Source organism: Streptomyces sp. NPDC104814, assembly GCF_055583185.1.
Genome location: NZ_JBVJOL010000001.1, coordinates 895,450 through 915,257, shown reverse-complemented (window position 1 = coordinate 915,257; position 19,808 = coordinate 895,450). Strand labels below are relative to the sequence as shown.

The following is a 19,808-nucleotide window of genomic DNA, read 5'->3' as shown; positions in this document are numbered from 1 at the left end:
GGCGGAGCGGGCGCGGGCGCACCGGCGTGGGCCTGAGCCGTGGCTCCGACGCCGGTGCGACCGTGGCCCTTCAGGTCCGCTCGGGGACGACGTCCCCGCCGGACGGCCTCAGAAGTCGTCCGCGCCGTTGCGCAGTTCCGGGGTCCAGTAGCCGGTGAGGGCCTTGGCCGGGTCGACCGCGATGCCCTCGCTGCCGGGCGCGGTGACGGCGATGACCGTGGAGTCGCCCTCCAGCGTGACGGAGAACGCCGACACGGGCTCGTTGTCCTCGTCGACCCCGCCGTCCGACAGCTTCACCAGGGCGTAGGCCGGGGCGCCCGCCCCGAGCACGACCGGCGCGGCCGGCTTGCTCTTGGCGACGGAGGGGACGTCCTGCTTGTGGCTCTCCAGGAACTGGATGTGCGGGAAGCCCGGCAGTCGGCAGGAGTGCCTCGTGGTGTTCTTGGCCGTGAGGACGATGTGGGTGTAGGGCGGGCCGTCCTGCAGGGCGGCGGTGACGCGCACGTCCCGTGCGGTGCGGACCGGCGTGGAGGCCTTCGCCTGCTCGCCGGTCGAACCGGTCGAGCCGGTCGAACCGGTCGAACCGCCGGAGGCGCCGGAGGAGCCCCCCGAGCCCTTCGAACCCGCCGAGCGCGCCGAGCCGCTCGTCCCGGACGCACCGGACGCATCGGACGCGCCGGTGCCCTGGCCGGCCGTCGACGCGGCGGCATCCGGGGACGACGCCACCGTGGCCGACGTGGTCGGCGCGGACGACGACGTGCTGTCCGAGTCGCTCTGGCAGGCGGTGAGCCCTGGAGGCCGAACGGGCCCAGTGGCTCGCCGCACTGCGCCGGGCGCACGACACCGGCCGGCACCGGCAGGTGCTGGACACGGCCGAGGCGATGCACTGGTTCTCCGATCTGAACCAGCACTGGGAGCAGTGGGTGGAGGTGTTCCGCCTTTCCGCCGACTCCGCCCGGCTGCTGGGCAGCAGACGGGAGGAGGCGGTGCACCTCAACTACCTCGCCTGGGCGTACAACCTGTGCGTGCACGACCCGCTCGCCGCCCTGTCCAGGGCCGACGCGGCACTGGACGCGGCCCGCGAGTGCGGCGACGGACTCCAGGAGGGCTGGGCGCTGGGCTACGGCGCGGGCGCACTCCATCGGCTGGGCCGTATGGAGGAGGCCGAGGCGCGCCTGCGCGAGGGCGCCCTGCGCTTCTCCGCACAGGAGTCACCGCAGGGCCGGCTGGGCGAGCTGACGATCCTCAACACCCTCGGCGCTCTGCTGCGCCAGACCGGCCGGGCGGCCGAGGCGCTGGACATCCACCGCCGCTGCGAGCGGATCTGCCGGGCCGGGGTGCCGGGGCGTACGACGGAGCTGATCGGGGTGTACCACGCCGTCGCCCGGCAGCAGATCGGCAACGACCTGGCGGCCCTCAAGCGCTGGGCCGAGGCGGAGGAGCCGCTGCGGCAGGCCCTCGCGGCGTTCGAGGCCGCGCACATGCCGTCCTGGACCGAACAGGCACGTCTCGACCTGGGCCAGGTGCTCGCGACACTGGGACACCTCGACGCGCGGGAGACGCTGCTCACCGCCCGCGACGCCCTCGCCGCGCTGAAGAGCCCGCGCCAGGCCGAGGCCGCCACCGCCCTCGCCGCGCTCGACGAAACCGGAGCAGGAGCAGGAGCAGGAGCCAGAGACAAAGACAGAGCAGGAGCCCGAGCCGGAACCCGAGTCGATGGCGCCCGGCGCGCGGGGACCGGCAACGCCTAGCGCAGCAGCAGTTGCAGGCCGCCCAGGACCGTCGCCGCGATGACGAGTTGTTCGAAGAGGCGCTGGTTGATCCGGTGCACGGCCCACTTGCCGAACAGCGCACCGGGCACCACGAACACCGCGAGCGCCGCGTCCAGCAGCAGCGAGCGGCCGTCGATCAGCCCCAGGCCGGCGCTGAAGGGCACCTTGGAGACGTTGACGATGAGGAAGAAGAACGCCGACGTGCCCAGGAACCCGAGTTTCCGGAAGCCCGCCGAGAGGAGGTACATCGACATCACCGGTCCGCCCGCGTTCGCGACCATCGTGGTGAAGCCGCCGAGGACGCCGTAGGAGCGGGCTTTCAGCCGGCCCGCTCGGGTGGTGACCTCGTCGGGCTGCGCCTCCTGCTCGGCCGTGCGCCGGCGCCACACCGTCACCGCGGCCATGACCAGCAGGATCACGCCGATCGAGATCCGTACGATGCCGTCGCCGGCCCACATCAGGAACAGGGTGCCGGCCACCACACCCGCCGCGACCGCCGGGAACAGCCGCCACAGGGTGGGCCAGTGCGCGTGCCGCCGGTAGGTGAGCACCGCGAGCACATCCCCGGCGATCAGCACCGGGAGCAGTACGCCGGTGGAGGCGCGGGCCGGCAGGACCGCCGCGAAGATCGCCAGGCTGACGGTGTTCGCCCCGCTCACGGCGGTCTTCGAGAAGCCGACGAGCAGCGCCGCAAAGGCGAGCGCGGCGAACCCCCAGCCGGATATGTGCCACAGCGTCATCGTGTCCATGCGAACACCGATGCTATGTCGTCGTTCGCCGGCCGCACCGGCGGGCCTCAGCCCCCGGCGTACTGCGTGCGCAGCTCCCGCTTGAGCACCTTCATGCTCGGGCCCAGCGGCAGCGCGTCGGCGAACTCCACCCGCCGCGGGTACTTGTGCCGGCCCAGGTGCTCCTTGGACCACGAGGTGAGCGCGGCGGCGTCCGGGGCGGTGCCGGGCGCCGGGACGACGACCGCACACACCTCCTCGCCGTGCAGGTCGTCCGGCAGGCCGATCACGGCGACCTGGGCGATGCCGGGGTGGCGCATCAGGACCTCCTCGACCTCGCGCGGGTAGACGTTGTAGCCGCCGCGGATGATGACGTCCTTCTTGCGGTCGACGATCCTCAGGAAGCCGTCCTCGTCCTTGGTGCCGAGGTCGCCGGTGCGGAACCAGCCGTCGACCACGGCCTCCGCGGTCGCCTCGGGGCGGCCGAGGTAGCCGGAGAAGACGTTGTGACCGCGGATGACGACCTCGCCCAGCTCACCGGGCGGCAGCAGTTCGATGCGGCCCTCGACCTCGGCGCGGGCGATCTCCACGTCGACGCCCCACAGGGGGTGCCCGATGGTGCCCGCCCGGGTGCCGAACCAGGGCTGGTTGACCGTCGCCGTCGGCGAGGTCTCCGACAGCCCGTACCCCTCGTAGATGCGCGCACCGAACGCCGCCTCGAAGCGCTCCAGCACCGCGACCGGCAGCGAGGCGCCGCCGGAGATGCACACCCGCAGCTCGGGCAGGGCCGGCGCGCCGGCTGCCGCGGCGGCGAGCGAGACGAACATGGTGGGCACGCCGTGGAAGGTGTTCACCTTCTCCGCCACCATCAGCTCGATCGCGCGTGCCGCGTCGAAGCGGGGCAGCAGGACGAGGGTGGCGCCCGCCCGCCAGGTGGAGTTCATGGACACCGTCTGCCCGAAGGCGTGGAAGAGCGGCAGCGCGCCGAGCGCGGTGTCGTCGGGGCGGATGTCGTTGGCGTCGAAGGCGTTGACGGTCGCGTTCATCACCAGGTTGAAGTGGCTGAGCACGGCGCCCTTGGGCACACCGGTGGTGCCGCTGGTGTAGAAGACGACGGCCGGGTCGTCGGCGTCCCGGGTGACGTACGACGTAAGCGGTTCGGCGTTCGCCGCCAGGGTGGCGAACTCCTCGCCGAGGGTGACGACCCGCACGCCGGTGGCCTCGGCGGCGGCGCGCCCGGTGTCCGCCTGCGCGGGGTGGACCAGCAGCAGCGTGGCGCCGCTGTCGCGCAGGACGTGCTCGACCTCGGGTGCGGACAGCAGCAGGTGCACGGGGACGACGACCCCGCCGGACGCGGCGACGGCGTAGTAGGCGAGCGGGAACTCGGCGGTGTTGGGTGCCATCAGGGCGACGCGGTCCCCCGGCGCCACGCCCAGCCCGGTCAGCGCGCCGGCCTGCGCCAGCGCCTGCCGCCACACCTCGGCGAAGGTCAGCCGCCGCTCGCCCTCGATCAGGGCGGTCTTCTCCGGACGGCGCCGGGCGTTCTCGGCGAGGATGACGGCCAGGGAGAGGGTTGCCATGGAGTGTCGCTCCGATTCCTTGCGGCTCTTGTTACCGGATCCCGTGCGGGGAGTCCTCGTGGTCCTGCTGCGCAGGGCTCGGTGCCGCTCGGCCGGCACCGGTCCCGTTGCGCTCGGCTCAGTGCCGTTCGACCAGCACCGCGCTGCCCTGGCCCACGCCCACGCACATCGTGGCGAGGCCGCGCTCGGCGCCCGTGCGGCGCATGCGGTGCAGCAGGGTGGTCAGGATGCGGGCGCCGGAGCAGCCGAGCGGGTGGCCCAGCGCGATGGCGCCACCGCTCGCGTTGACCAGGTCGGGGTCGATGCCGAGCTGGTCGACGCATGCGAGGGCCTGGGCGGCGAACGCCTCGTTGAACTCGGCCTCCTGCACGTCGCCGATGCTCCAGCCGGCCCGGGCGAGCACCTTGCGGGTGGCCGGGACCGGGCCGATGCCCATGACGTCGGGGTGGACGCCCGCGGAGCCTCCGGCGACGTACTGGCCCATGGATTCGAGCCCCAGCTCGTTCAGCGCCTCCTCGCTGGCCAGGATCAGCCCGGCCGCGCCGTCGTTCATCGGGGAGGCGTTGCCCGCGGTGACCGTGCCGCCGGAGCGGAAGACGGGCTTGAGGCGCGCGAGCTTGTCGTAGGAGGTGTCCTCGCGGACGCACTCGTCGGTGTCGACGACCGTGCCGTCCGGACGCTCGACGGGCAGGATCTCGTCGTGGAAGTGGCCCATTTTGCGTGCCTCGGCGGCGCGTTGGTGGCTGCGCAGCGCGAACTCGTCCTGCCGTTCCCGGCTGATGCCGTACCGTGCGGCGACCTCCTCGGCGGTCTCGCCCATGGCGAGCAGGCCGTGCAGGTCCTTCATCGCCGGGTTCACCAGCCGCCAGCCGAGCCGGGTGTCGTGGGTCTCGATGCGGTGCGGCAGGGCCTCGTCGGGGCGGGGCAGAACGAAGGGCGCGCGGCTCATCGACTCCGAGCCGCCCGCGATGACGAGCTCGGCCTCGCCCGCGGCGATCGTGCGGGCGGCGGTGGTGACCGCTTCGAGGCCGGAGGCGCACAGCCGGTTGACCGTGGCGCCGGGGACGCTCTCGGGCAGGCCGGCGAGCAGGGCGGCCATGCGGGCGACGTTGCGGTTGTCCTCACCGGCCTGGTTGGCGGCGCCCCAGTAGACGTCGTCGATCCGCGCGGGGTCGAGCGCCGGCACGTCGGCGATCAGGCCGCGGATCACCGCGGCGGCGAGGTCGTCGGGGCGGACGGAGGACAGCGCGCCGCGCAGCTTGCCGATGGGGGTGCGGCGGGCGGCCGCGAAGTGGACGGGACGCAACGGAAGGACTCCTGACCGACGGCGCTGTGGACCAGCGAGCTCTTAATTAGCACTGCTAGTTTTGGACTATAGACCGCGGGACCGCCCCCTGGGAAGATCCCCCCTTGCCAGCTGCACCCACCCGGCGGAGGACACATGGCCGAGTCCCGCGAGCACGTCCTGACCGGAACCCGCGGCACCATCGTCGCCCGCGAGTGGCCGAACCCGCACGCCCGGTACCTCGCCCTCGTCGTGCACGGCTACGGCGAGCACATCGGCCGCTACGGGGGCCTCGCGGACGTCCTGCTGGAGCACGGCGCGGCGGTGTACGGACCGGATCACACCGGGCACGGACGGTCGGCGGGCGAGCGGGCGGTGATCGAGGACTTCGAGGACGTCGTCACCGACGTGCACACGGTGGCCCGGCTGGCGCGGGCCGCGCACCCCGGACTGCCGGTGGCGCTGATCGGCCACTCCATGGGCGGCCTGATCGCCGCGCGCTACGCCCAGCGGTACGGTGACGACCTGGTCGCGCTGGTGCTGTCCGGGCCGGTGATCGGCGCGTGGGAGACACCCGAGCGGCTGCTCGCGCACGCCGAGCGGCACGGCGAGATCCCGGACGTGCCGGTCAGCCCGGCCGCGCTGTCCCGCGATCCGGCCGTGGGGGCGGCGTACGCGGCGGACCCGCTGGTGTGGCACGGGCCGATGAAGCGGCCGACGCTCGAGGCGTTCGTGCGCACGCTGCAGACCGTGGCGGAGGGCGGTGACGTGGGCCGGCTGCCGGTGCTGTGGCTGCACGGCGACGACGACCGGCTCGTCCCGCTGCCGGGCAGCCGGATCGGCGTCGAACGGCTCGCCGGGAACGGCGGGCCGGCCGAGCGGATCTACGGCGGTGCGCGGCACGAGGTGTTCCACGAGACCGACAAGGACGAGGTGTTCGCCGAGGTCACCGGGTTCGTGGACCGGGTGCTCACGTCCTGAGACGGCCCGGACCGCATCCCGGACGCACCGCCCGGGCCGCGGTTTGCCCTCCCGGGGCACGGGCACCCGCGCGCCCATGGGGTGGCCGCGGCACGCCGCCGACGGGACCGGACTCGCGGGAACGTGTGCGCCGGGCCGCTCCGCGCTCTCGAGAGAACGACGTGAGGAGGAGAAGCGCGCATGACCGTGGTGAAGAGCACGCTGCCCGAGGACGCCCGCCGGATCACCGGCCAGGCCCTGCAGGAGACCCTCGTGGACCTGCTCGGCCTGTCACTGGTGGCCAAGCAGGCGCACTGGAACGTGGTGGGGCCGCGGTTCCGCTCGATCCACCTTCAGCTGGACGAGGTGGTCACGGCCGCCCGCGATTTCGCCGACACCGTGGCGGAGCGTGCCGCGGCACTGGGCGTGACACCGGACGGCCGCCCCGAGACCGTCGCCGCCGCCTACGGGCTGCCCGGCGCGAAGGAGGGCTGGCTGCGCGACACGGAGGTCGTGGGGCTGATGGTGCGGTCCCTGGAGGAGGCCGTCACCCGGCTGCGGACCCGGATCGAGGCCACCGACAAGCCCGACCCGGTCACCCAGGACCTGCTCATCGGCATCACCGCCGAACTGGAGAAGCAGCGGTGGATGTTCGAGGCGGAGAACTTCCCGCGGGACTGACCGGGCGTGCGAACCCCGTACCACCGAACCCCGTACGACCGAACCCCGTACGACGTGCGACGCAACGAAAGGGGCAGCCGATGACCGACGCCCTCGAACTCGACGCGCTGTGGGAGGACTTCCACCGCGCGGTGAACATGACCTCCGCCGAACTGGCCGCCTGGCTGAAGGTGCGCGACGCCGCCGAGGACACCGAGCCCCTGCCGGAGGAGGCGGGGAGCCCGACCGGGCAGCACGTGCTGGCCATCCTGCAGAAGCGGCGCACCGACTTGACCCAGGACGATCTGCGGGTGATGCGGAAGGTCGTCGAGACCGTGGACGAGGAGGCCGACGTCGAGAACGAGCCGGAGGCCGCGGACACCCGCCGCCGGCACCGGCTGATGACGATCGGTCACGACCCGCTGAAACCATGAGCGACGACCGGCGCGCGCAGCGGGAGCTGCTGCGGGAGCTGGTGCGCGCCCAGGGCCGCACCTACGCCGAGCAGGCCGGTATCCGGCTGCGGGACACCCCGCAGCCGCTGTACCGGCTGCTGGTGCTGTCCGTGCTGCTCAGCGCCCGCATCCGGGCCTCGGTGGCGGTCGCGGCCGCGCGCGAGCTGGACGCGGCCGGGTTGCGCGATCCGCGCCGGATGGCCGAGGCGGACTGGCAGCAGCGGGTCGACGCGCTGGGGCGGGGCGGCTACCGGCGCTACGACGAGCGCACGGCGACCATGCTGGGCGACGGGGCCGAACTGGTCGTCTCGCGGTGGCGGGGGGACCTGCGGCGACTGCGCGAGGAGGCGGGCGGCGACAGGGACGAGCTGCGCCGGCTGTTGCAGGAGGTCCCGGGGGTGGGGCCGGCCGGTGCGGACATCTTCCTGCGGGAGGTGCAGCGGGTGTGGGAGGAGGCCGGGCCGCTGGTGGACGGCAAGGCGCTGCACGGCGCCGCGCGGCTCGGGCTGCCGGAGGATCCCGGTGAGCTGGTGCGGCTCGCCGGGGATACGGAGACGGCGGTGCTGGCCGCGGCACTGGTACGGGCCGCGCTGGACAAGGCGGTCGTGGAGGACGTACGGCGGCGGGTTCAGGGAGACTGACCCCCTTCCCCGCCCCTCGCCTGCCTGCGGCGGCCGGTGCCGACCGTGGCCTCCGGCCGCCGCTCGCGGGTGCCGGTCAGGCCGCCAGGCGGGTGAGGGCCGCCGCGACCAGGGTCTGGACGCCCGGCAACAGGACCGCCGGGTCGGGGGCGAACAGGGGGCTGTGGTTGCCGGGGACGTTGGCGAACTTCTCGGCGAGTTCCACGCCCGGGGCCGCCTCCCACACCGGGGCCGGTGTCGAGGTGACGTACCAGTAGTCGTACGGCACGCTCTCGGGTGCCAGCAGGGAGAAGTCCTCGCTGCCCATGGCCGGGCCGAAGTCGAAGACGGTGTGCTCGCCGAACAGGGCGCGGTGCACCGCGGCGATCTCGCCGTCCAGGGCGGCGTCGTTGACGGTGTTCGGGTAGCCCTGGTGCACGCTCACCTCGGGCGGGATCGGGCAGCCGGCCGCCGCGCACTCGCCCTCCACGATCCGCCGGACCGCCGTGAGGACGCGTTCGCGTACGGCGGTGTTCTGGGTGCGCAGGTTCAGGGCGAGCCGGGCCTCGTCGGGAATGATGTTGTGCTTGGTGCCGGCGTGGAAGCGGCCCACGGTCAGCACCGCCGACTCCTTCGCCGCCACCTCACGGGAGACCACACTCTGCAGCCGGGTGACGATGTACGCCGCCGTCACGACCGGATCGACGGTGGACTCGGGGCGTGAGCCGTGGCCGCCGACGCCGTGCACGACGACGTCGATGTCGTCCGCGGCGGACATGGTGAGGCCGGGGGTGTGCGGGTAGAACCCGGCCGGGCCCGGGGCGACGTGCTGGCCGAACAGCACGTCGGGGCGCGGGAAGCGTTCGTGCAGTCCGTCCGCGACCATCGCGCCCGCTCCCCCGCCGCTCTCCTCGGCTGGCTGGCCGATCACGACGAGCGTGCCGGACCAGGTGGCGCGGGCCGCCGCGAGGGCCTCGGCGGCCCCGGCCAGCCAGGTGACGTGCAGATCGTGACCGCAGGCGTGCATCACCCCGTCCGCGGTCGAGGCGTAGGGCAGCCCGGTCGCCTCCCGCACCGGCAGCGCGTCCATGTCGCCGCGCAGCCACACCACCGGCCCGTCGCCGTTGGCCAGCACCCCCACCACACCGGTGCGGGCGACGCCCTCGGTCACCGCGTATCCGGCCGCGCGCAGCCGTGCGGCGAGCCGGTCCGCGGTGCGGTGCTCCTGGAAGGCGAGCTCGGGATGGCGGTGCAGGTCGCGGTAGAAGTCCTCGAGCTCCGCGGCCTTCACCGCGTCGGTCACCTCACGCGTCAGTCGGGCCACCGCGGACGGATCGGTCATGCTGCTGCCTCCTTGTGATCGACTGCGGCGATTCTCGGCCGACGGGCCCGGCCGGCTCCAGTCCCCAGCGCTCTGCGGGCGGTTCCGCAAGTGACCGCGAGGTGAAAATATGAAAATGGCCGATTCAGTTCCGTGCGGGAGCGGGCTCTGCGTCATAGGTTGTGGCAGAGATCACCTGCGCGAACCCGAAAGGACGGCGGTCACCGATGTCCGGAGTCCAGGACGAAGCTCTTGGCTCAGCAACAGCATCCTCCGGTTACACCCAGCGGCTCGCCCGGCTGGAGACGGCCGGCGTCCGACGGCTGCTGCCGACCCAGGCCCCGTACCGCTGGAATCTGCGGCGTCTGCGCCTCGGCCGGGTTCTCGACGTGGGCTGCGGGCTCGGCCGCAACCTGCTGAACTGCGGACCCGACAGCGTCGGAGTCGACCACAACGCCCACTCCGTGGCCGTGTGCCGTGAGCGGGGGCTGACCGCGTACACGCCGGAGGAGCTGGCCGCGACACCCGGGTGCGGTCCCGGCTCGTTCGACAGCCTGCTGTGCGCGCACGTCCTGGAGCACATGGACGAGGAACTCGCCCAGAGCGTGCTGGAGCAGTACCTTCCGCTGGTCAAGCCGGGCGGGTCGGTCGTGCTCATCACGCCGCAGGAGGCCGGGTTCAAGACCGACGCCACGCATGTGCGCTTCGTCGGCTTCAAGGAGCTGGACCGGCACGCGAGGCAGGCGGGCATCTCCGTCGCGCGGACCTACTCCTTCCCCTTCCCCCGGGCCATCGGCCGGGTCTTCCCCTACAACGAGTTCGTGCTGGTCGGCCGGGTGGCCGGCTGAGCGGCTACGGCAGCCGCAGAACGCGGGCGATGGTGCGCAGGACGCCGTCGTCGTTGTTCGAGGGGGCCAGGTGCCGGGCGCGGCGGACGACGTCCGGGTGGGCGCCGGTCATCGCGAAGGACCACTCGGCGGCGTCCAGCATCTCCAGGTCGTTGAGGTAGTCGCCGAACGCCATGGTCTGGGCCGGGGTGATGCCCAGCTCACGCTGCAGCCGGCGGACGGCGGCGCCCTTGTCGGCGGTGCGGTTCATCACGTCCACCCAGTGCTCGCCGGAGACGACGACGCGGTGGGTGCCGGCGAACTGCGCCAGGCCGGGGGCGGCGCCGCGCTCGGCGGAGCCGAAGTCGTACACGGCGACCTTGATGAAGTCGTCGTCGACGGCGGTGACGTCCGGCACGACACGGTGCTCGGCGTAGTACTTGCGCACCTCGGCCAGGAACGCCTCGTCGGTGCGCTCGACGTACGCGGCCCGTTTGCCGCACAGCACGACGCCGGCGTCGACGCCGGCGGCGGCGAGACGGCGGGCCGCGCCGACGATGCGGACGGCGGCCTCCCGCTGGAGCGGGTCCGAGCTCAGTTCGACGCCGTCGCGCACCACGTAGGTGCCGTTCTCGGCGATGAACACCATGCCCTCGGCGACGTCCGCGAACTGCCTGGCGAGCGTGGCGTACTGGCGTCCGCTGGCCGGGCTGAACAGCACGCCCCGCTCGCGCAGCTGCTCCAGCGTGCGCCACAGGCCGGGCGGGACCTGCTTGTCGTCGTCCAGGAGCGTGCCGTCCATGTCGGTGACGATCAGCCGGATGTCGGCGGGGGTGTCACCGGAGCGGGGCTCGGGGGTGCTGACCAGGGGCGCGCTGCTGTAGGGCATGTCCTGCTCTCGATCGGGGGCGTCCTTTCCACCCTACGGGAGGTGCCCTCGCGCCCCTTGTCCCGATTCCCCGGACCCTCGCGCCCTTGTCCCGATTCCCCGGACCCAGTGCCCGGCCCGATCCCACGTCCCGGTTCCCTCGTCCCGACTCCCTCGTCCCGGTTCCCTTGTGCGGATCCGGGGGACAGCGTGATCACCGGGCGGCACAATGAGGCGGCGACGTCCGGTGCGACGAGGAGGATGCGATGACCACGCTTGCCGATCCCGTCCCCGGCGGACGCCCGGGCGACGTCGAACGGGCCACCGCGCTGGCCGGTGAGCTGTCCGGGCGGGGCGTGCACGGGGTGGTGCTGGCGTATGTCGACACCGCCGGTGTCACGCGGATCAAGACCGTTCCGGCCGCGAAGCTCGCCTCGGCGGCGGCGTGGGGCGTCGGGATGTCCCCGGTGTTCGACACCTTCCTGGCCGGTGACGGCATCGCCACCACCGATGTGCTCGGCTCCCCCGACGGCGATCTGCGCCTCTTCCCCGACCTGGACCGGATCACGGTGCTGGCCGGGCAGCCCGGATGGGCATGGGCGCCCGTCGACCGGATCACCCAGGACGGCGCGCCGCATCCCGGGTGCAGCCGGACCTTCCTGCGCCGCATCACCGCGGACGCGGCCCGCACACACGGGCTGTCCTTCCGCGCCGCGATCGAGATCGAGTGGTCGGTGGGCCTGGCGTCGGCGCCGGACGGGGAGTTCGCGCCCGCCGCCACCGGTCCCGCCTACGGCGCCGAGCGGCAGGTGGAACTGGGCGACTACCTCGCCGATCTGCTGGCCGCCTGTCACGCGCAGGGAGTGGACGTCGACCAGCTGCACCCCGAGTACGCCGCCGGGCAGTTCGAGATCTCCGTCGGCGCCCTGGACCCGGTCGCGGCGGCCGACCGCAGCCTGCTGGTGCGGCACACGATCCGCGCGGTGGCCCGGCGGCACGGGCTGCGGGTGTCGTTCGCGCCCGCCGTGCTCGCCGAGGGCGTCGGCAACGGCGGACACGTCCACCTCTCCGCCTGGCGGGCCGGGACGAATCTGCACACGGGCGGCGAGGGCCGGTACGCGATGACGGCCGACGGCGAGTCCTTCGCGGCGGGCCTCCTCGCCCATCTTCCCGGTCTGACGGCGGTGACCGCGCCGAGCCCCGCGAGCTATCTGCGGCTGAAACCGTCCCAGTGGGCGGGGGTGTACACCGCCTGGGGCCTGGAGACCCGCGAGTGCGCCCTGCGGATGGTCGCCGGCATGGCCGGCCGCCGCGCGTCGGACGCGAACGTCGAGGTCAAGCCCGTCGACCTGGCCGCCAACCCCTATCTCGCCCTGGGCTGTCTGCTCGCCGCCGGGCTGGACGGCCTGGCGTCGGGCGCCGTGCTGCCCGACGAGGTCACCGGGGACCCGGCGTCGCTGCCCGCCGAAGAGGCCGCGAAGCGGGACGTGCACCGGCTGCCGGTGTCCCTGACGGAAGCGGTGGACCGGTTCCGCGCGGACCCGGTGCTGCGCGACGCGCTCGGCCCGGTCCTCGCGGACGCGGTCGTCGCCGTACGCGAAGGAGAGGTCGCCGCCGTCGCCGGACTGGACGACGCGCAGGTCGCCGCTGCCTATCGGTGGCGGTACTGACCATGGGCGCCGTCGCCGACGCGCTCGCCGCGCTGCCGCTGGTGGACCACCACTGCCACGGCGTCGTCGCGGCCGACCTGGACCGGGCCGGCTTCGAGGCGCTGCTCACCGAGGGCGACCGCTGGCCGGGGACGTCGTCCTTCGACACACCCGTCGGCCTCGCCGTACGCCGGTACTGCGCTCCCCTGCTCGATCTGGAGCGGCACGCCCCGCCCGAGGAGTATCTGGCGCGCCGGGCCGAGCTGGGCGTGCGGGAGGTGAACCGGCGCTTCCTCGCCGCCGCGCACACGGAGGTGTACTGCGTCGACACCGGTTTCGCGCCACCCGGATCCGTCGGCCCCGCCGAGGCGGCCGGAACGGCGGTGGCGTACGAGGTGGTACGGCTGGAATCGGTCGCCGAGGCGGTGGCCGCGCGCGGGGTCGAGGCGGACGCGTACGCCGGCGCGTTCCGTGCGGCCGCCCAGGAGGCCGTACGGCGGCCGGGCGTGGTGGCGGTGAAGTCGGTCGCGGCCTACCGCACCGGTTTCGCGCTGGACCCGGCCCGCCCCACGGACGCGGAGGTCACCGCGGCGGCCGCGGCCTGGCGGGCGCACGGCGGCCGGCTCGCCGACCCGGTGCTGGTACGGCACCTGCTGTGGACGGCCGTCGACCTGGGGCTGCCGCTCCAGTTGCACGTCGGCTTCGGCGACAACGATCTGCGGCTGCACCGCTCGGATCCGGCGCTGCTGACGGACTGGCTGCATCTGACCGCCGGCACGATCCCCGTCCTGCTGCTGCACTGCTGGCCGTACCAGCGGCAGGCCGCGTATCTGGCCGCGGTGTTCGAGCAGGTCCACCTGGACGTCGGCCTCACCCTGCACCATGTCGGCCCGGCCCGTGCGCGTGCGGTGCTGGCCGAGGCCCTGGAGATCACGCCGTTCCACAAGCTGCTGTACAGCTCCGACGCCTGCGGTGTGGCCGAGTTCTACACGCTCGGGGCGCTGGCCTTCCGGCGGGGGCTGGCCGAGCTGCTGGAGGCGCGGGTGGCCGCCGACGAGATGGGTCTGCCGGACGCGCTGCGTATCGCCGAGTGGGCGGGAGCACACAACGCCCGCCAGGTCTACCGCCTTTCCGGTCCCTCCTGAAAGTATGATCAAACAATGTCTGACATGACCGAAACCACGCCCGGTTGGCTCTCCTCCGACGAGCTGGAGCAGGCGCGGGCGCGCATGCCGATCCTGTACGTGGAGGCCGTCCCCGTCCGGGTCGACGACAGCGGCGAAGTCACCAGCATCGGCCTGCTGCTGCGCATCGGGCCGGACGGAACGGTCAGCCGGACACTGGTCTCCGGCCGGGTCCTGCACCACGAGCGGGTCCGCGACGCCCTGCTGCGGCACCTGGAGAAGGACCTCGGGCCGGTGGCCCTGCCCCGCATCCCGGCCTCTCTGCAGCCCTTCACCGTGGCCGAGTACTTCCCCACGCAGGGCGTCTCGCCGTACCACGACCCGCGCCAGCACGCGGTGTCGCTCGCCTACATCGTGCCGGTGACCGGGGACTGCCGGCCGCGTCAGGACGCCCTGGACCTGGTCTGGTTCGACCCGCACGAGGCGGCCTCACCGGGCGTGCAGAGCGAGATGCCGGGCGGTCATGGCTTCCTGCTCCGCCAGGCCCTTGCGCATCTGGGCCTGCCGCACTGACACCGGGTCCCTCAGGTCTTCTCCGCGAGACTCGCGAGGACCTCGGCGCAGATCGCCAGGGCCGTCTCGGCCGGGGTGCGCGCGCCGAGGTCGAGGCCGATCGGGCCGTGAACGGCGCTCAGCCGCTCCTCGGTCACGCCCGCGTCCAGCAGGGCGGCGGTGCGCCGCTCCTGGGTGTGCCGGGAGCCGAGCGCGCCGACGTACGGGACACCCGAGGTCAGCGCGGTGTGCAGCACGGGCACGTCGACGTCGGGCTCGTGACTGAGGACGACCAGGCAGGCGGCGGCCGGGCGTGCGGCCAGCAGTGCGCGGGCCCGCTCCAGGTCCTCGGTGACGGTGGCGTCCCAGTCCAGCAGCCGGGCCTGCGCCTGGAGCAGCTCGGCCAGTTCGCCCGCGCCGACGATCACCAGGTGCACGACGGCCGGGCAGGTCTCGACCAGGACGACGCCGTCGCCGTCCGGCAGCGCCTCGCGGCCGGCCCGGTGCCGGCGCAACAGTGCGCGGGCCTGCGCGGCGGCGTCGGAACCGACGGGTGAGCCGGCGGCATCGGCGTCCGCAGCGGCGGGTGAGAGGGCCGCGTCGGCGGGCGGGGCGGCGGTGTCGGCTTGCGCGTCGGCGGGAACCACGCGGCTGACGGCCTCGTGGCGGGACGCGTCGAGGTGGGTGAGCAGCGCGGCGTCGGCGCCGTCGGCGAGCAGGTCCCACCAGCGGGCGGGCAGGGCGGACAGCGGCTGGAGCAGGATCTCGGCCTGGCCGCCGCAGGTCAGCCGCGCCTGATGGACCTCGTCGGCGTGGACGGACACCGTGCACACCCGGGCGGTGCGGCCGGCGGCGGTGAGCGCGGCGGCCTCGCCGGCGAGGAGCCGGTCGAAGGCGCCCCGGTACAGGGCGCCGTGGCAGCGGCCGTCCGCGTCGATCAGCAGCGCGTCGGCGGGCCGCTTGGGCCCGAACCCCCGCTCGCTGAGCGGCCGGGCGAGCACTCCGGGCCGCCCCTGCGCGATCCACTGGCGCGCCGTGTCCGCAAGCTCACGCATGACCGGGCCCTCCCTGTCGGCTCGCGGGCCAGGTTACCGGGGCGGCGAACGCGGCGGAGGAAGCGCCGGTGACGGGGGGCGTCAGTGACGGTCCAGTTCTCCCCAGACGATGAGGCGGTGCGTGTAGGCCCGGGTCAGCGGGTCGCGGTCCGCGCAGGTGGTGAGGGTGATGCGGGCCCGGTCGGGCGTGACGCCGGGCCTGTTGGGGACCGGCAGGACGACACCGACGTCGGTCGGCTCCACCGTCCTCGTGCCGGTGACCCGATAGGTGTACGTCCGCCCGTGCCACGCGACGACGAGTGCGTCGCCCCGCGCCAGCGTGTCGAGCCTCCGGAAGGGCTCGCCCCAGCCGGTCCGGTGACCGGCGACCGCGAAGTTGCCCATCTCGCCAGGCATCGCGGAGCCCGGATAGTGTCCCGGTCCCTCCGCGAGATCGTTCTGGGTGACGCCCTCGACGATCACCGGGTGGTACCCGGCGCCGAATCTCGGGATGCGCAGGACCGCGAGCGCGGTTCCGTCCCGGGGATCCGGCTGCGTCCGCGTCCGTGGTGTGCCGGTGGCGACGGCCGGCTCGTCGTGCCCGGCCGGGGGATGCGCGAGCTGTGCGCGCAGGTCGCGCTGGGCGCGGCCGTAGGCGAGGTCGTGCTGCCGGTTCTGGTACAGGGCGAGACCCCCCACCAGCAGCCCGGCGAGGATCAGACCGATACCGAACAGACGGATCAGTGTCCGCATGGTGCCTCGTCCCTGGGTGTGCGGCGGGGCCGCGGGCAGGCGGCCCCGCCTCGGGGGGTGGGCCGGCGATCGCTAGGTGTCGTCGTCGTGCGCTCGGCGCGGAACCAGCCGCAGCACGGCGAAGCCCGCCGAGACGAGGACGAACATCACGACCCAGAACCAGATGCTGTCGACCCCGCCGGTGACGGGCAGGACGCCTGCACCGACGCCGGCGGAAGCCGCGGTTCCTGCGCCTGTGTAATCCGCCATGAGGTGCTCCTTCCATACGCACAGCGTCCGACACCGCAGACGGGCGGCTGCACGCCAATGACAGGACGATCGGGGAAAGCAAAAGCACGCCGGAAGGACCCCCGGATCCGTGGATTTACGCGCGCTTTCGAAAGGGATGTGCCGGCGACACTCGGTCCCGCCGTGACGGCGCTTGTTTACGCCGTATCGACGCCTGTTTACGCCGTATACATACAACCTTCTCTCCGTGTGCCGCCGACGTCAACCCACAGCGGCGTCCAACCCGCAGCGGCTTCGGCTCCGGCCCTCACGGCGCCCCCCTTCAGCCCGAGTCATGGCTCTGGCCCGGCGGGCCGGCCGGCCCGACGAGGCGGTCGAGCAGCGCGTCGAGGCCGGCGGCGAGCCCGGCCGGTCCGGCCGGCTCGGCAGTCGTCGCGGCGCGGAGTTCGGGCAGTTCCTCCGGCGGCTCCATGAGGCACAGGTCCACCGCCGGATAGCCGTGGATCCAGGTGAGGCAGGCGCGGAAGACGCCGGGGACGCGGTGCTCGTCGAGCCCGGCCTCCCGCAGCAGGGCGAGCACCGCCGCGTGCCCCCTGAGAACGGCGGACGGCCGGCGCGCCGGCGGCGCTTCCAGCACCCGGGTGGTCAGCAGGGGCGCGGCCCGGGGGTGGGCCCGGCAGATCTCGTACGTCGTCCGGGCGATGCGGTGCAGACCGGCCCGCCAGGGCTCCGTCCCGTCCGCCGCGTCCGGCCGCCCCTCGGCGGCCCGGCGTTCCTCCTGTTCGCGGTACAGCTCCTCGATCAGCCCGTCGAGGAGCTCGTCCTTGCTCGCCGCGTGCCGGTAGAGCGCCATCGCCTCCACACCGAGCTCGGCACCCAGACGGCGCATGCTCAGCGCGGCGAGCCCCTCCCGGTCCACCAGTTCGAGGGCGCCGAGCAGCATGCGGTGCCGGCTCAGCCTGCCGTACCCGCCACCGCGTCCCGTGGCCGCCATGCCGCACCTCCACGACCCCTCGGCGCACCGTGCCTCGCATCGTGCCTCGCGTTGACTGCGGACCTCCCTCGTTCCATAGTGTACGTATACGCCGTAAACATACATTTCGAAACCCATCCGGTTCTGCTCGACGGAGGGCGGACGTCATGTCTCGCACCGAGGGTCACGGCACGGTCCATGGCGCCCCGCACCAGGTGGTGGTGGTCGTGCCGGCCTACAAGGAAGTCGACTCGCTGCCGCGCGTTCTGGACGCGCTCAGCCGGCAGACGCGTCCCGCGGACCGCGTGATCCTCACCCTCGACCCCTACCGGGACCAGCGGAGGACAGCCGAACTGGAGCGCATCGGCCGGCGCGCGGGCGCGGAGGTGCGGCACTCGGTCGGCAACCGGCACAAGAAGGCCGGCAACCTCAACGGGGCGCTGCGCGAGCTGCTGCCCACCCTCGCCGACGACGACGCGGTGCTGGTGCAGGACGCCGACACCTACCTCGATCCCCACTTCATCGAGGTGACGCACGCCGGACTCCGTGCGGGCTACGGCGCCGTGGGCGGCAATTTCCGCGGCCGCGAGGGCGGCGGACTGTGCGGCGCGTTCCAGCGCAACGAATACGTCCGGTACGCCCGGGACACCGCACGCAAGCGGGGAAAGGTGCTGTGCCTGACGGGCACCGCCTGCCTGTTCCGCGTGGCGGCACTGAGGGACGTCGTGGCCGCGCGGCGCGACGGACGGCTGCCGGCCGGGGACGGCGTCTACGACACGAAGGTGCTGACCGAGGACAACGAACTCACCCTCGCCCTCAAACACCGCGGGTGGCGCGTCGTCGCCCCGTCCCACGCCACCATGACGACGGAGGTCATGCCGACCTGGGGCGACCTCGCCCGGCAGAGACTGCGCTGGAAGCGGGGAGCGCTGGAGAACCTGTTCGACTACGGGCTCACGCGCCACACCTGCGAGGGATGGGCCAGACAGCTGGTCGCCCTGCTGGGGACGGCCGTGTCCGCCATCTACGTCGGAGCCGTCCTGTGGTACCTGACCACCGGAGCCGGCCTGCACATCGCCCCGTTCTGGCTGGCCCTCACCGGGTTCTACGCCATCGAGCGCGCGATCACCGTGAAAGCCCGGGGATGGAAGGTGGCGGCCACCTCGATGCTGGTCCTGCCCGAATGGTTCTACGACCTGTTCCTGCAGGGAGTGCACATCCGGGCCCTGGCGGAATCGGCGCTGCGCCGGGAACGCACCTGGTAGGCGGGGGCGTCGCCGGGGCGGCCATCGTTTGCCCGGGAAAGCAAAGAGAGGCCGCTTCGGCTTCTCGCCGAAACAGCCTCCGACTCGCGACTTCGCGAAGTCGGGACGACAGGATTTGAACCTGCGACCCCTTGACCCCCAGTCAAGTGCGCTACCAAGCTGCGCCACGTCCCGTTGCCCGTCTGACCTGGGGTTTCCCCCGGCCGTACGGACAGGGAAACAATACCGCACTCGCGTCGGTGGTCGCGCGCCCCTTTCCGGCGGGCCGCCACGGGAGCCGAAGCGGAAGCCGGAGCCGACGACGTAGCCGATGACGCGTCCGCCGAGGCGGCCTCCCGGGCGGCCTCCGGGGTGCCACCAGGGTGCCACCCGGGGGGGGCTTGACCTCAAGTCCGCTTGAGGTTGCACGCTCGTCGGCATGACGATCACCGAGGAAGAGGTGCGCGGGTACGGCTACGCCGACCTGCCCGCACTCATGCGGCTGATGACCGGCGACGAGAAGCACGGGCCGGCCGCCACGTCCACGCTGGACGCGCTGTGGGTTCTGTACGACCGGGTGCTGCGGGTCGCACCGGACCGGCTCGACGACCCGGCGCGGGACCGGTTCCTGCTGTCCAAGGGGCACGGGCCGATGGCGTACTACGCGGTGCTGGCCGCGAAGGGGTTCGTGCCGGTCGCGTGGCTGACCGGCTTCGGGTCGTACGACTCGCGGCTCGGGCACCACCCGGACCGGATGCTCGTGCCGGGCGCCGAGATCGGCAGCGGCTCGCTCGGGCACGGGCTGCCGATCGCGGTCGGCGCCGCGCTGGGGCTGCGCGCGCGGCGGCTGCCCGATCCGGCGGTGTGGGTGCTGATCGGGGACGCCGAACTGGACGAGGGCAGCAACCACGAGGCCATCGCGTTCGCCGGGCCGGCGGGGCTCGACCGGCTGCACACGGTCGTGATCGACAACGCTTCCGCCAGCCACGCCCGACCCGGTGGGATCGCGGCCCGCTTCGAGGCGGCGGGCTGGTCGGCGGTGACCGTGGACGGTCGCGACCACGACGCGCTGTACACCGCGTTCACCGCACCCCATCCGGGTCGCCCGCACGTCGTGGTCGCCCGTGTCGAGCCGAAGTACGCCTGATCCCGGTACCTCCGACCCCGAAGGAAGA

General features: G+C 73.4%; 21 protein-coding genes and 1 tRNA gene. 11 read left to right on the top strand and 11 right to left on the bottom strand.

Going from position 1 to position 19,808, the window contains the following annotated elements; all coding sequences use genetic code 11:
• Positions 1-108: 108 nt before the first annotated feature.
• Entirely contained in the window at positions 109-726 is a 618-nt protein-coding gene (locus tag ACZ64A_RS03865) for a DUF4232 domain-containing protein (protein WP_469808016.1), read from the bottom strand.
• A gap of 134 nt (positions 727-860) precedes the next feature.
• Between ACZ64A_RS03865 and ACZ64A_RS03860 the strand changes: the two genes are divergently transcribed.
• Positions 861-1,751, top strand: a complete 891-nt coding sequence (locus ACZ64A_RS03860) for a tetratricopeptide repeat protein (protein WP_469808015.1) — start codon at positions 861-863, stop codon at positions 1,749-1,751.
• Here ACZ64A_RS03860 and ACZ64A_RS03855 read toward each other — a convergent pair.
• From ACZ64A_RS03855 to ACZ64A_RS03845, 3 genes are all read right to left on the bottom strand, one after another.
• Positions 1,748-2,521 carry a sulfite exporter TauE/SafE family protein gene (locus tag ACZ64A_RS03855; RefSeq protein WP_469808013.1) on the bottom strand — a complete coding sequence of 258 codons (774 nt, stop codon included), beginning with the start codon at positions 2,519-2,521 and terminating at the stop codon, positions 1,748-1,750. The genes ACZ64A_RS03860 and ACZ64A_RS03855 overlap by 4 nt on opposite strands.
• A gap of 47 nt (positions 2,522-2,568) precedes the next feature.
• On the bottom strand, positions 2,569-4,080 hold the full coding sequence (locus ACZ64A_RS03850) for a long-chain-fatty-acid--CoA ligase (RefSeq protein WP_469808012.1): 1,512 nt from the start codon (positions 4,078-4,080) through the stop codon (positions 2,569-2,571).
• Positions 4,081-4,198: 118 nt separating this feature from the next.
• Entirely contained in the window at positions 4,199-5,386 is a 1,188-nt protein-coding gene (locus ACZ64A_RS03845; RefSeq protein ID WP_469808010.1) for a thiolase family protein, read from the bottom strand.
• A gap of 135 nt (positions 5,387-5,521) precedes the next feature.
• On the opposite strand from ACZ64A_RS03845, the gene ACZ64A_RS03840 reads away from it, so the two are divergent.
• The 4 genes from ACZ64A_RS03840 to ACZ64A_RS03825 all read left to right on the top strand — a co-directional run bounded on the left by ACZ64A_RS03840 (position 5,522) and on the right by ACZ64A_RS03825 (position 8,081).
• A complete protein-coding gene (locus ACZ64A_RS03840; RefSeq protein ID WP_469808009.1) occupies positions 5,522-6,346 on the top strand; it encodes an alpha/beta hydrolase in 825 nt (274 codons plus the stop codon).
• Positions 6,347-6,526: 180 nt separating this feature from the next.
• The gene (locus ACZ64A_RS03835; RefSeq protein WP_469808007.1) at positions 6,527-7,006 is read left to right on the top strand and encodes a Dps family protein; all 480 of its coding nucleotides are present in this window, start codon (positions 6,527-6,529) and stop codon (positions 7,004-7,006) included.
• A gap of 80 nt (positions 7,007-7,086) precedes the next feature.
• Positions 7,087-7,419: a DUF3140 domain-containing protein gene (locus ACZ64A_RS03830; protein WP_469808006.1), complete on the top strand. Its 333-nt coding sequence runs from the start codon at positions 7,087-7,089 to the stop codon at positions 7,417-7,419.
• Complete coding sequence (locus ACZ64A_RS03825; protein ID WP_469808004.1) at positions 7,416-8,081, top strand: endonuclease; 666 nt, start codon at positions 7,416-7,418, stop codon at positions 8,079-8,081. The genes ACZ64A_RS03830 and ACZ64A_RS03825 overlap by 4 nt, the downstream gene beginning before the upstream one ends.
• Positions 8,082-8,157: 76 nt before the next feature.
• On the opposite strand, the gene ACZ64A_RS03820 is transcribed toward ACZ64A_RS03825, so the two are convergent.
• Positions 8,158-9,402 carry an amidohydrolase gene (locus ACZ64A_RS03820; RefSeq protein ID WP_469808003.1) on the bottom strand — a complete coding sequence of 415 codons (1,245 nt, stop codon included), beginning with the start codon at positions 9,400-9,402 and terminating at the stop codon, positions 8,158-8,160.
• A 206-nt stretch (positions 9,403-9,608) separates the two neighbouring features.
• On the opposite strand from ACZ64A_RS03820, the gene ACZ64A_RS03815 reads away from it, so the two are divergent.
• Positions 9,609-10,229, top strand: a complete 621-nt coding sequence (locus ACZ64A_RS03815; RefSeq protein WP_469808001.1) for a class I SAM-dependent methyltransferase — start codon at positions 9,609-9,611, stop codon at positions 10,227-10,229.
• A 4-nt stretch (positions 10,230-10,233) separates the two neighbouring features.
• Here ACZ64A_RS03815 and ACZ64A_RS03810 read toward each other — a convergent pair whose 3' ends face one another.
• Positions 10,234-11,097 (bottom strand): Cof-type HAD-IIB family hydrolase, encoded by an 864-nt coding sequence (locus ACZ64A_RS03810; RefSeq protein WP_469807999.1) that lies wholly within the window; start codon positions 11,095-11,097, stop codon positions 10,234-10,236.
• Between the two features lie 245 nt (positions 11,098-11,342).
• Between ACZ64A_RS03810 and ACZ64A_RS03805 the strand changes: the two genes are divergently transcribed.
• The 3 genes from ACZ64A_RS03805 to ACZ64A_RS03795 are packed head-to-tail and all read left to right on the top strand — an operon-like array spanning position 11,343 to position 14,422.
• Positions 11,343-12,746 (top strand): glutamine synthetase family protein, encoded by a 1,404-nt coding sequence (locus ACZ64A_RS03805; RefSeq protein WP_469807998.1) that lies wholly within the window; start codon positions 11,343-11,345, stop codon positions 12,744-12,746.
• A 2-nt stretch (positions 12,747-12,748) separates the two neighbouring features.
• The gene (locus ACZ64A_RS03800) at positions 12,749-13,870 is read left to right on the top strand and encodes an amidohydrolase family protein (protein WP_469809045.1); all 1,122 of its coding nucleotides are present in this window, start codon (positions 12,749-12,751) and stop codon (positions 13,868-13,870) included.
• A gap of 24 nt (positions 13,871-13,894) precedes the next feature.
• Entirely contained in the window at positions 13,895-14,422 is a 528-nt protein-coding gene (locus tag ACZ64A_RS03795) for an NUDIX hydrolase family protein (protein WP_469807997.1), read from the top strand.
• Between the two features lie 11 nt (positions 14,423-14,433).
• Here the strand turns inward: ACZ64A_RS03795 and ACZ64A_RS03790 are convergent, their stop codons facing one another.
• The 4 genes from ACZ64A_RS03790 to ACZ64A_RS03775 all read right to left on the bottom strand — a co-directional run bounded on the left by ACZ64A_RS03790 (position 14,434) and on the right by ACZ64A_RS03775 (position 17,410).
• The gene (locus ACZ64A_RS03790) at positions 14,434-15,456 is read right to left on the bottom strand and encodes an XdhC family protein (RefSeq protein WP_469807996.1); all 1,023 of its coding nucleotides are present in this window, start codon (positions 15,454-15,456) and stop codon (positions 14,434-14,436) included.
• A gap of 81 nt (positions 15,457-15,537) precedes the next feature.
• On the bottom strand, positions 15,538-16,188 hold the full coding sequence (locus tag ACZ64A_RS03785; protein WP_469807995.1) for a class E sortase: 651 nt from the start codon (positions 16,186-16,188) through the stop codon (positions 15,538-15,540).
• Positions 16,189-16,260: 72 nt separating this feature from the next.
• Complete coding sequence (locus tag ACZ64A_RS03780; RefSeq protein ID WP_469807993.1) at positions 16,261-16,437, bottom strand: hypothetical protein; 177 nt, start codon at positions 16,435-16,437, stop codon at positions 16,261-16,263.
• A 301-nt stretch (positions 16,438-16,738) separates the two neighbouring features.
• A complete protein-coding gene (locus ACZ64A_RS03775; RefSeq protein WP_469807992.1) occupies positions 16,739-17,410 on the bottom strand; it encodes a TetR/AcrR family transcriptional regulator in 672 nt (223 codons plus the stop codon).
• 146 nt (positions 17,411-17,556) lie between these two features.
• Here ACZ64A_RS03775 and ACZ64A_RS03770 point away from each other — a divergent pair, with 146 nt between their 5' ends.
• A complete protein-coding gene (locus ACZ64A_RS03770) occupies positions 17,557-18,654 on the top strand; it encodes a glycosyltransferase family 2 protein (RefSeq protein ID WP_469807990.1) in 1,098 nt (365 codons plus the stop codon).
• 100 nt (positions 18,655-18,754) lie between these two features.
• On the opposite strand, the gene ACZ64A_RS03765 is transcribed toward ACZ64A_RS03770, so the two are convergent.
• Positions 18,755-18,828: transfer RNA gene (locus ACZ64A_RS03765), tRNA-Pro, on the bottom strand.
• Between the two features lie 244 nt (positions 18,829-19,072).
• Between ACZ64A_RS03765 and ACZ64A_RS03760 the strand changes: the two genes are divergently transcribed.
• Positions 19,073-19,780, top strand: coding sequence for a transketolase (locus ACZ64A_RS03760; RefSeq protein WP_469807989.1), 708 nt, complete (start codon positions 19,073-19,075; stop codon positions 19,778-19,780).
• Positions 19,781-19,808 lie beyond the last annotated feature (28 nt).

Bases quoted from the DNA above. Each gene is read 5' to 3' on its own strand.
- ACZ64A_RS03760 (WP_469807989.1), top strand. From the start codon at position 19,073: ATGACGATCACCGAGGAAGAGGTGCGCGGGTACGGCTACGCCGACCTG.
- ACZ64A_RS03825 (WP_469808004.1), top strand. From the start codon at position 7,416: ATGAGCGACGACCGGCGCGCGCAGCGGGAGCTGCTGCGGGAGCTGGTG.
- ACZ64A_RS03800 (WP_469809045.1), top strand. From the start codon at position 12,749: ATGGGCGCCGTCGCCGACGCGCTCGCCGCGCTGCCGCTGGTGGACCAC.
- ACZ64A_RS03840 (WP_469808009.1), top strand. From the start codon at position 5,522: ATGGCCGAGTCCCGCGAGCACGTCCTGACCGGAACCCGCGGCACCATC.
- ACZ64A_RS03850 (WP_469808012.1), bottom strand. From the start codon at position 4,080: ATGGCAACCCTCTCCCTGGCCGTCATCCTCGCCGAGAACGCCCGGCGC.
- ACZ64A_RS03785 (WP_469807995.1), bottom strand. From the start codon at position 16,188: ATGCGGACACTGATCCGTCTGTTCGGTATCGGTCTGATCCTCGCCGGG.
- ACZ64A_RS03855 (WP_469808013.1), bottom strand. From the start codon at position 2,521: ATGGACACGATGACGCTGTGGCACATATCCGGCTGGGGGTTCGCCGCG.
- ACZ64A_RS03815 (WP_469808001.1), top strand. From the start codon at position 9,609: ATGTCCGGAGTCCAGGACGAAGCTCTTGGCTCAGCAACAGCATCCTCC.
- ACZ64A_RS03830 (WP_469808006.1), top strand. From the start codon at position 7,087: ATGACCGACGCCCTCGAACTCGACGCGCTGTGGGAGGACTTCCACCGC.
- ACZ64A_RS03770 (WP_469807990.1), top strand. From the start codon at position 17,557: ATGTCTCGCACCGAGGGTCACGGCACGGTCCATGGCGCCCCGCACCAG.
- ACZ64A_RS03835 (WP_469808007.1), top strand. From the start codon at position 6,527: ATGACCGTGGTGAAGAGCACGCTGCCCGAGGACGCCCGCCGGATCACC.
- ACZ64A_RS03805 (WP_469807998.1), top strand. From the start codon at position 11,343: ATGACCACGCTTGCCGATCCCGTCCCCGGCGGACGCCCGGGCGACGTC.
- ACZ64A_RS03775 (WP_469807992.1), bottom strand. From the start codon at position 17,410: ATGGCGGCCACGGGACGCGGTGGCGGGTACGGCAGGCTGAGCCGGCAC.
- ACZ64A_RS03810 (WP_469807999.1), bottom strand. From the start codon at position 11,097: ATGCCCTACAGCAGCGCGCCCCTGGTCAGCACCCCCGAGCCCCGCTCC.
- ACZ64A_RS03780 (WP_469807993.1), bottom strand. From the start codon at position 16,437: ATGGCGGATTACACAGGCGCAGGAACCGCGGCTTCCGCCGGCGTCGGT.
- ACZ64A_RS03820 (WP_469808003.1), bottom strand. From the start codon at position 9,402: ATGACCGATCCGTCCGCGGTGGCCCGACTGACGCGTGAGGTGACCGAC.
- ACZ64A_RS03790 (WP_469807996.1), bottom strand. From the start codon at position 15,456: ATGCGTGAGCTTGCGGACACGGCGCGCCAGTGGATCGCGCAGGGGCGG.
- ACZ64A_RS03795 (WP_469807997.1), top strand. From the start codon at position 13,895: ATGACCGAAACCACGCCCGGTTGGCTCTCCTCCGACGAGCTGGAGCAG.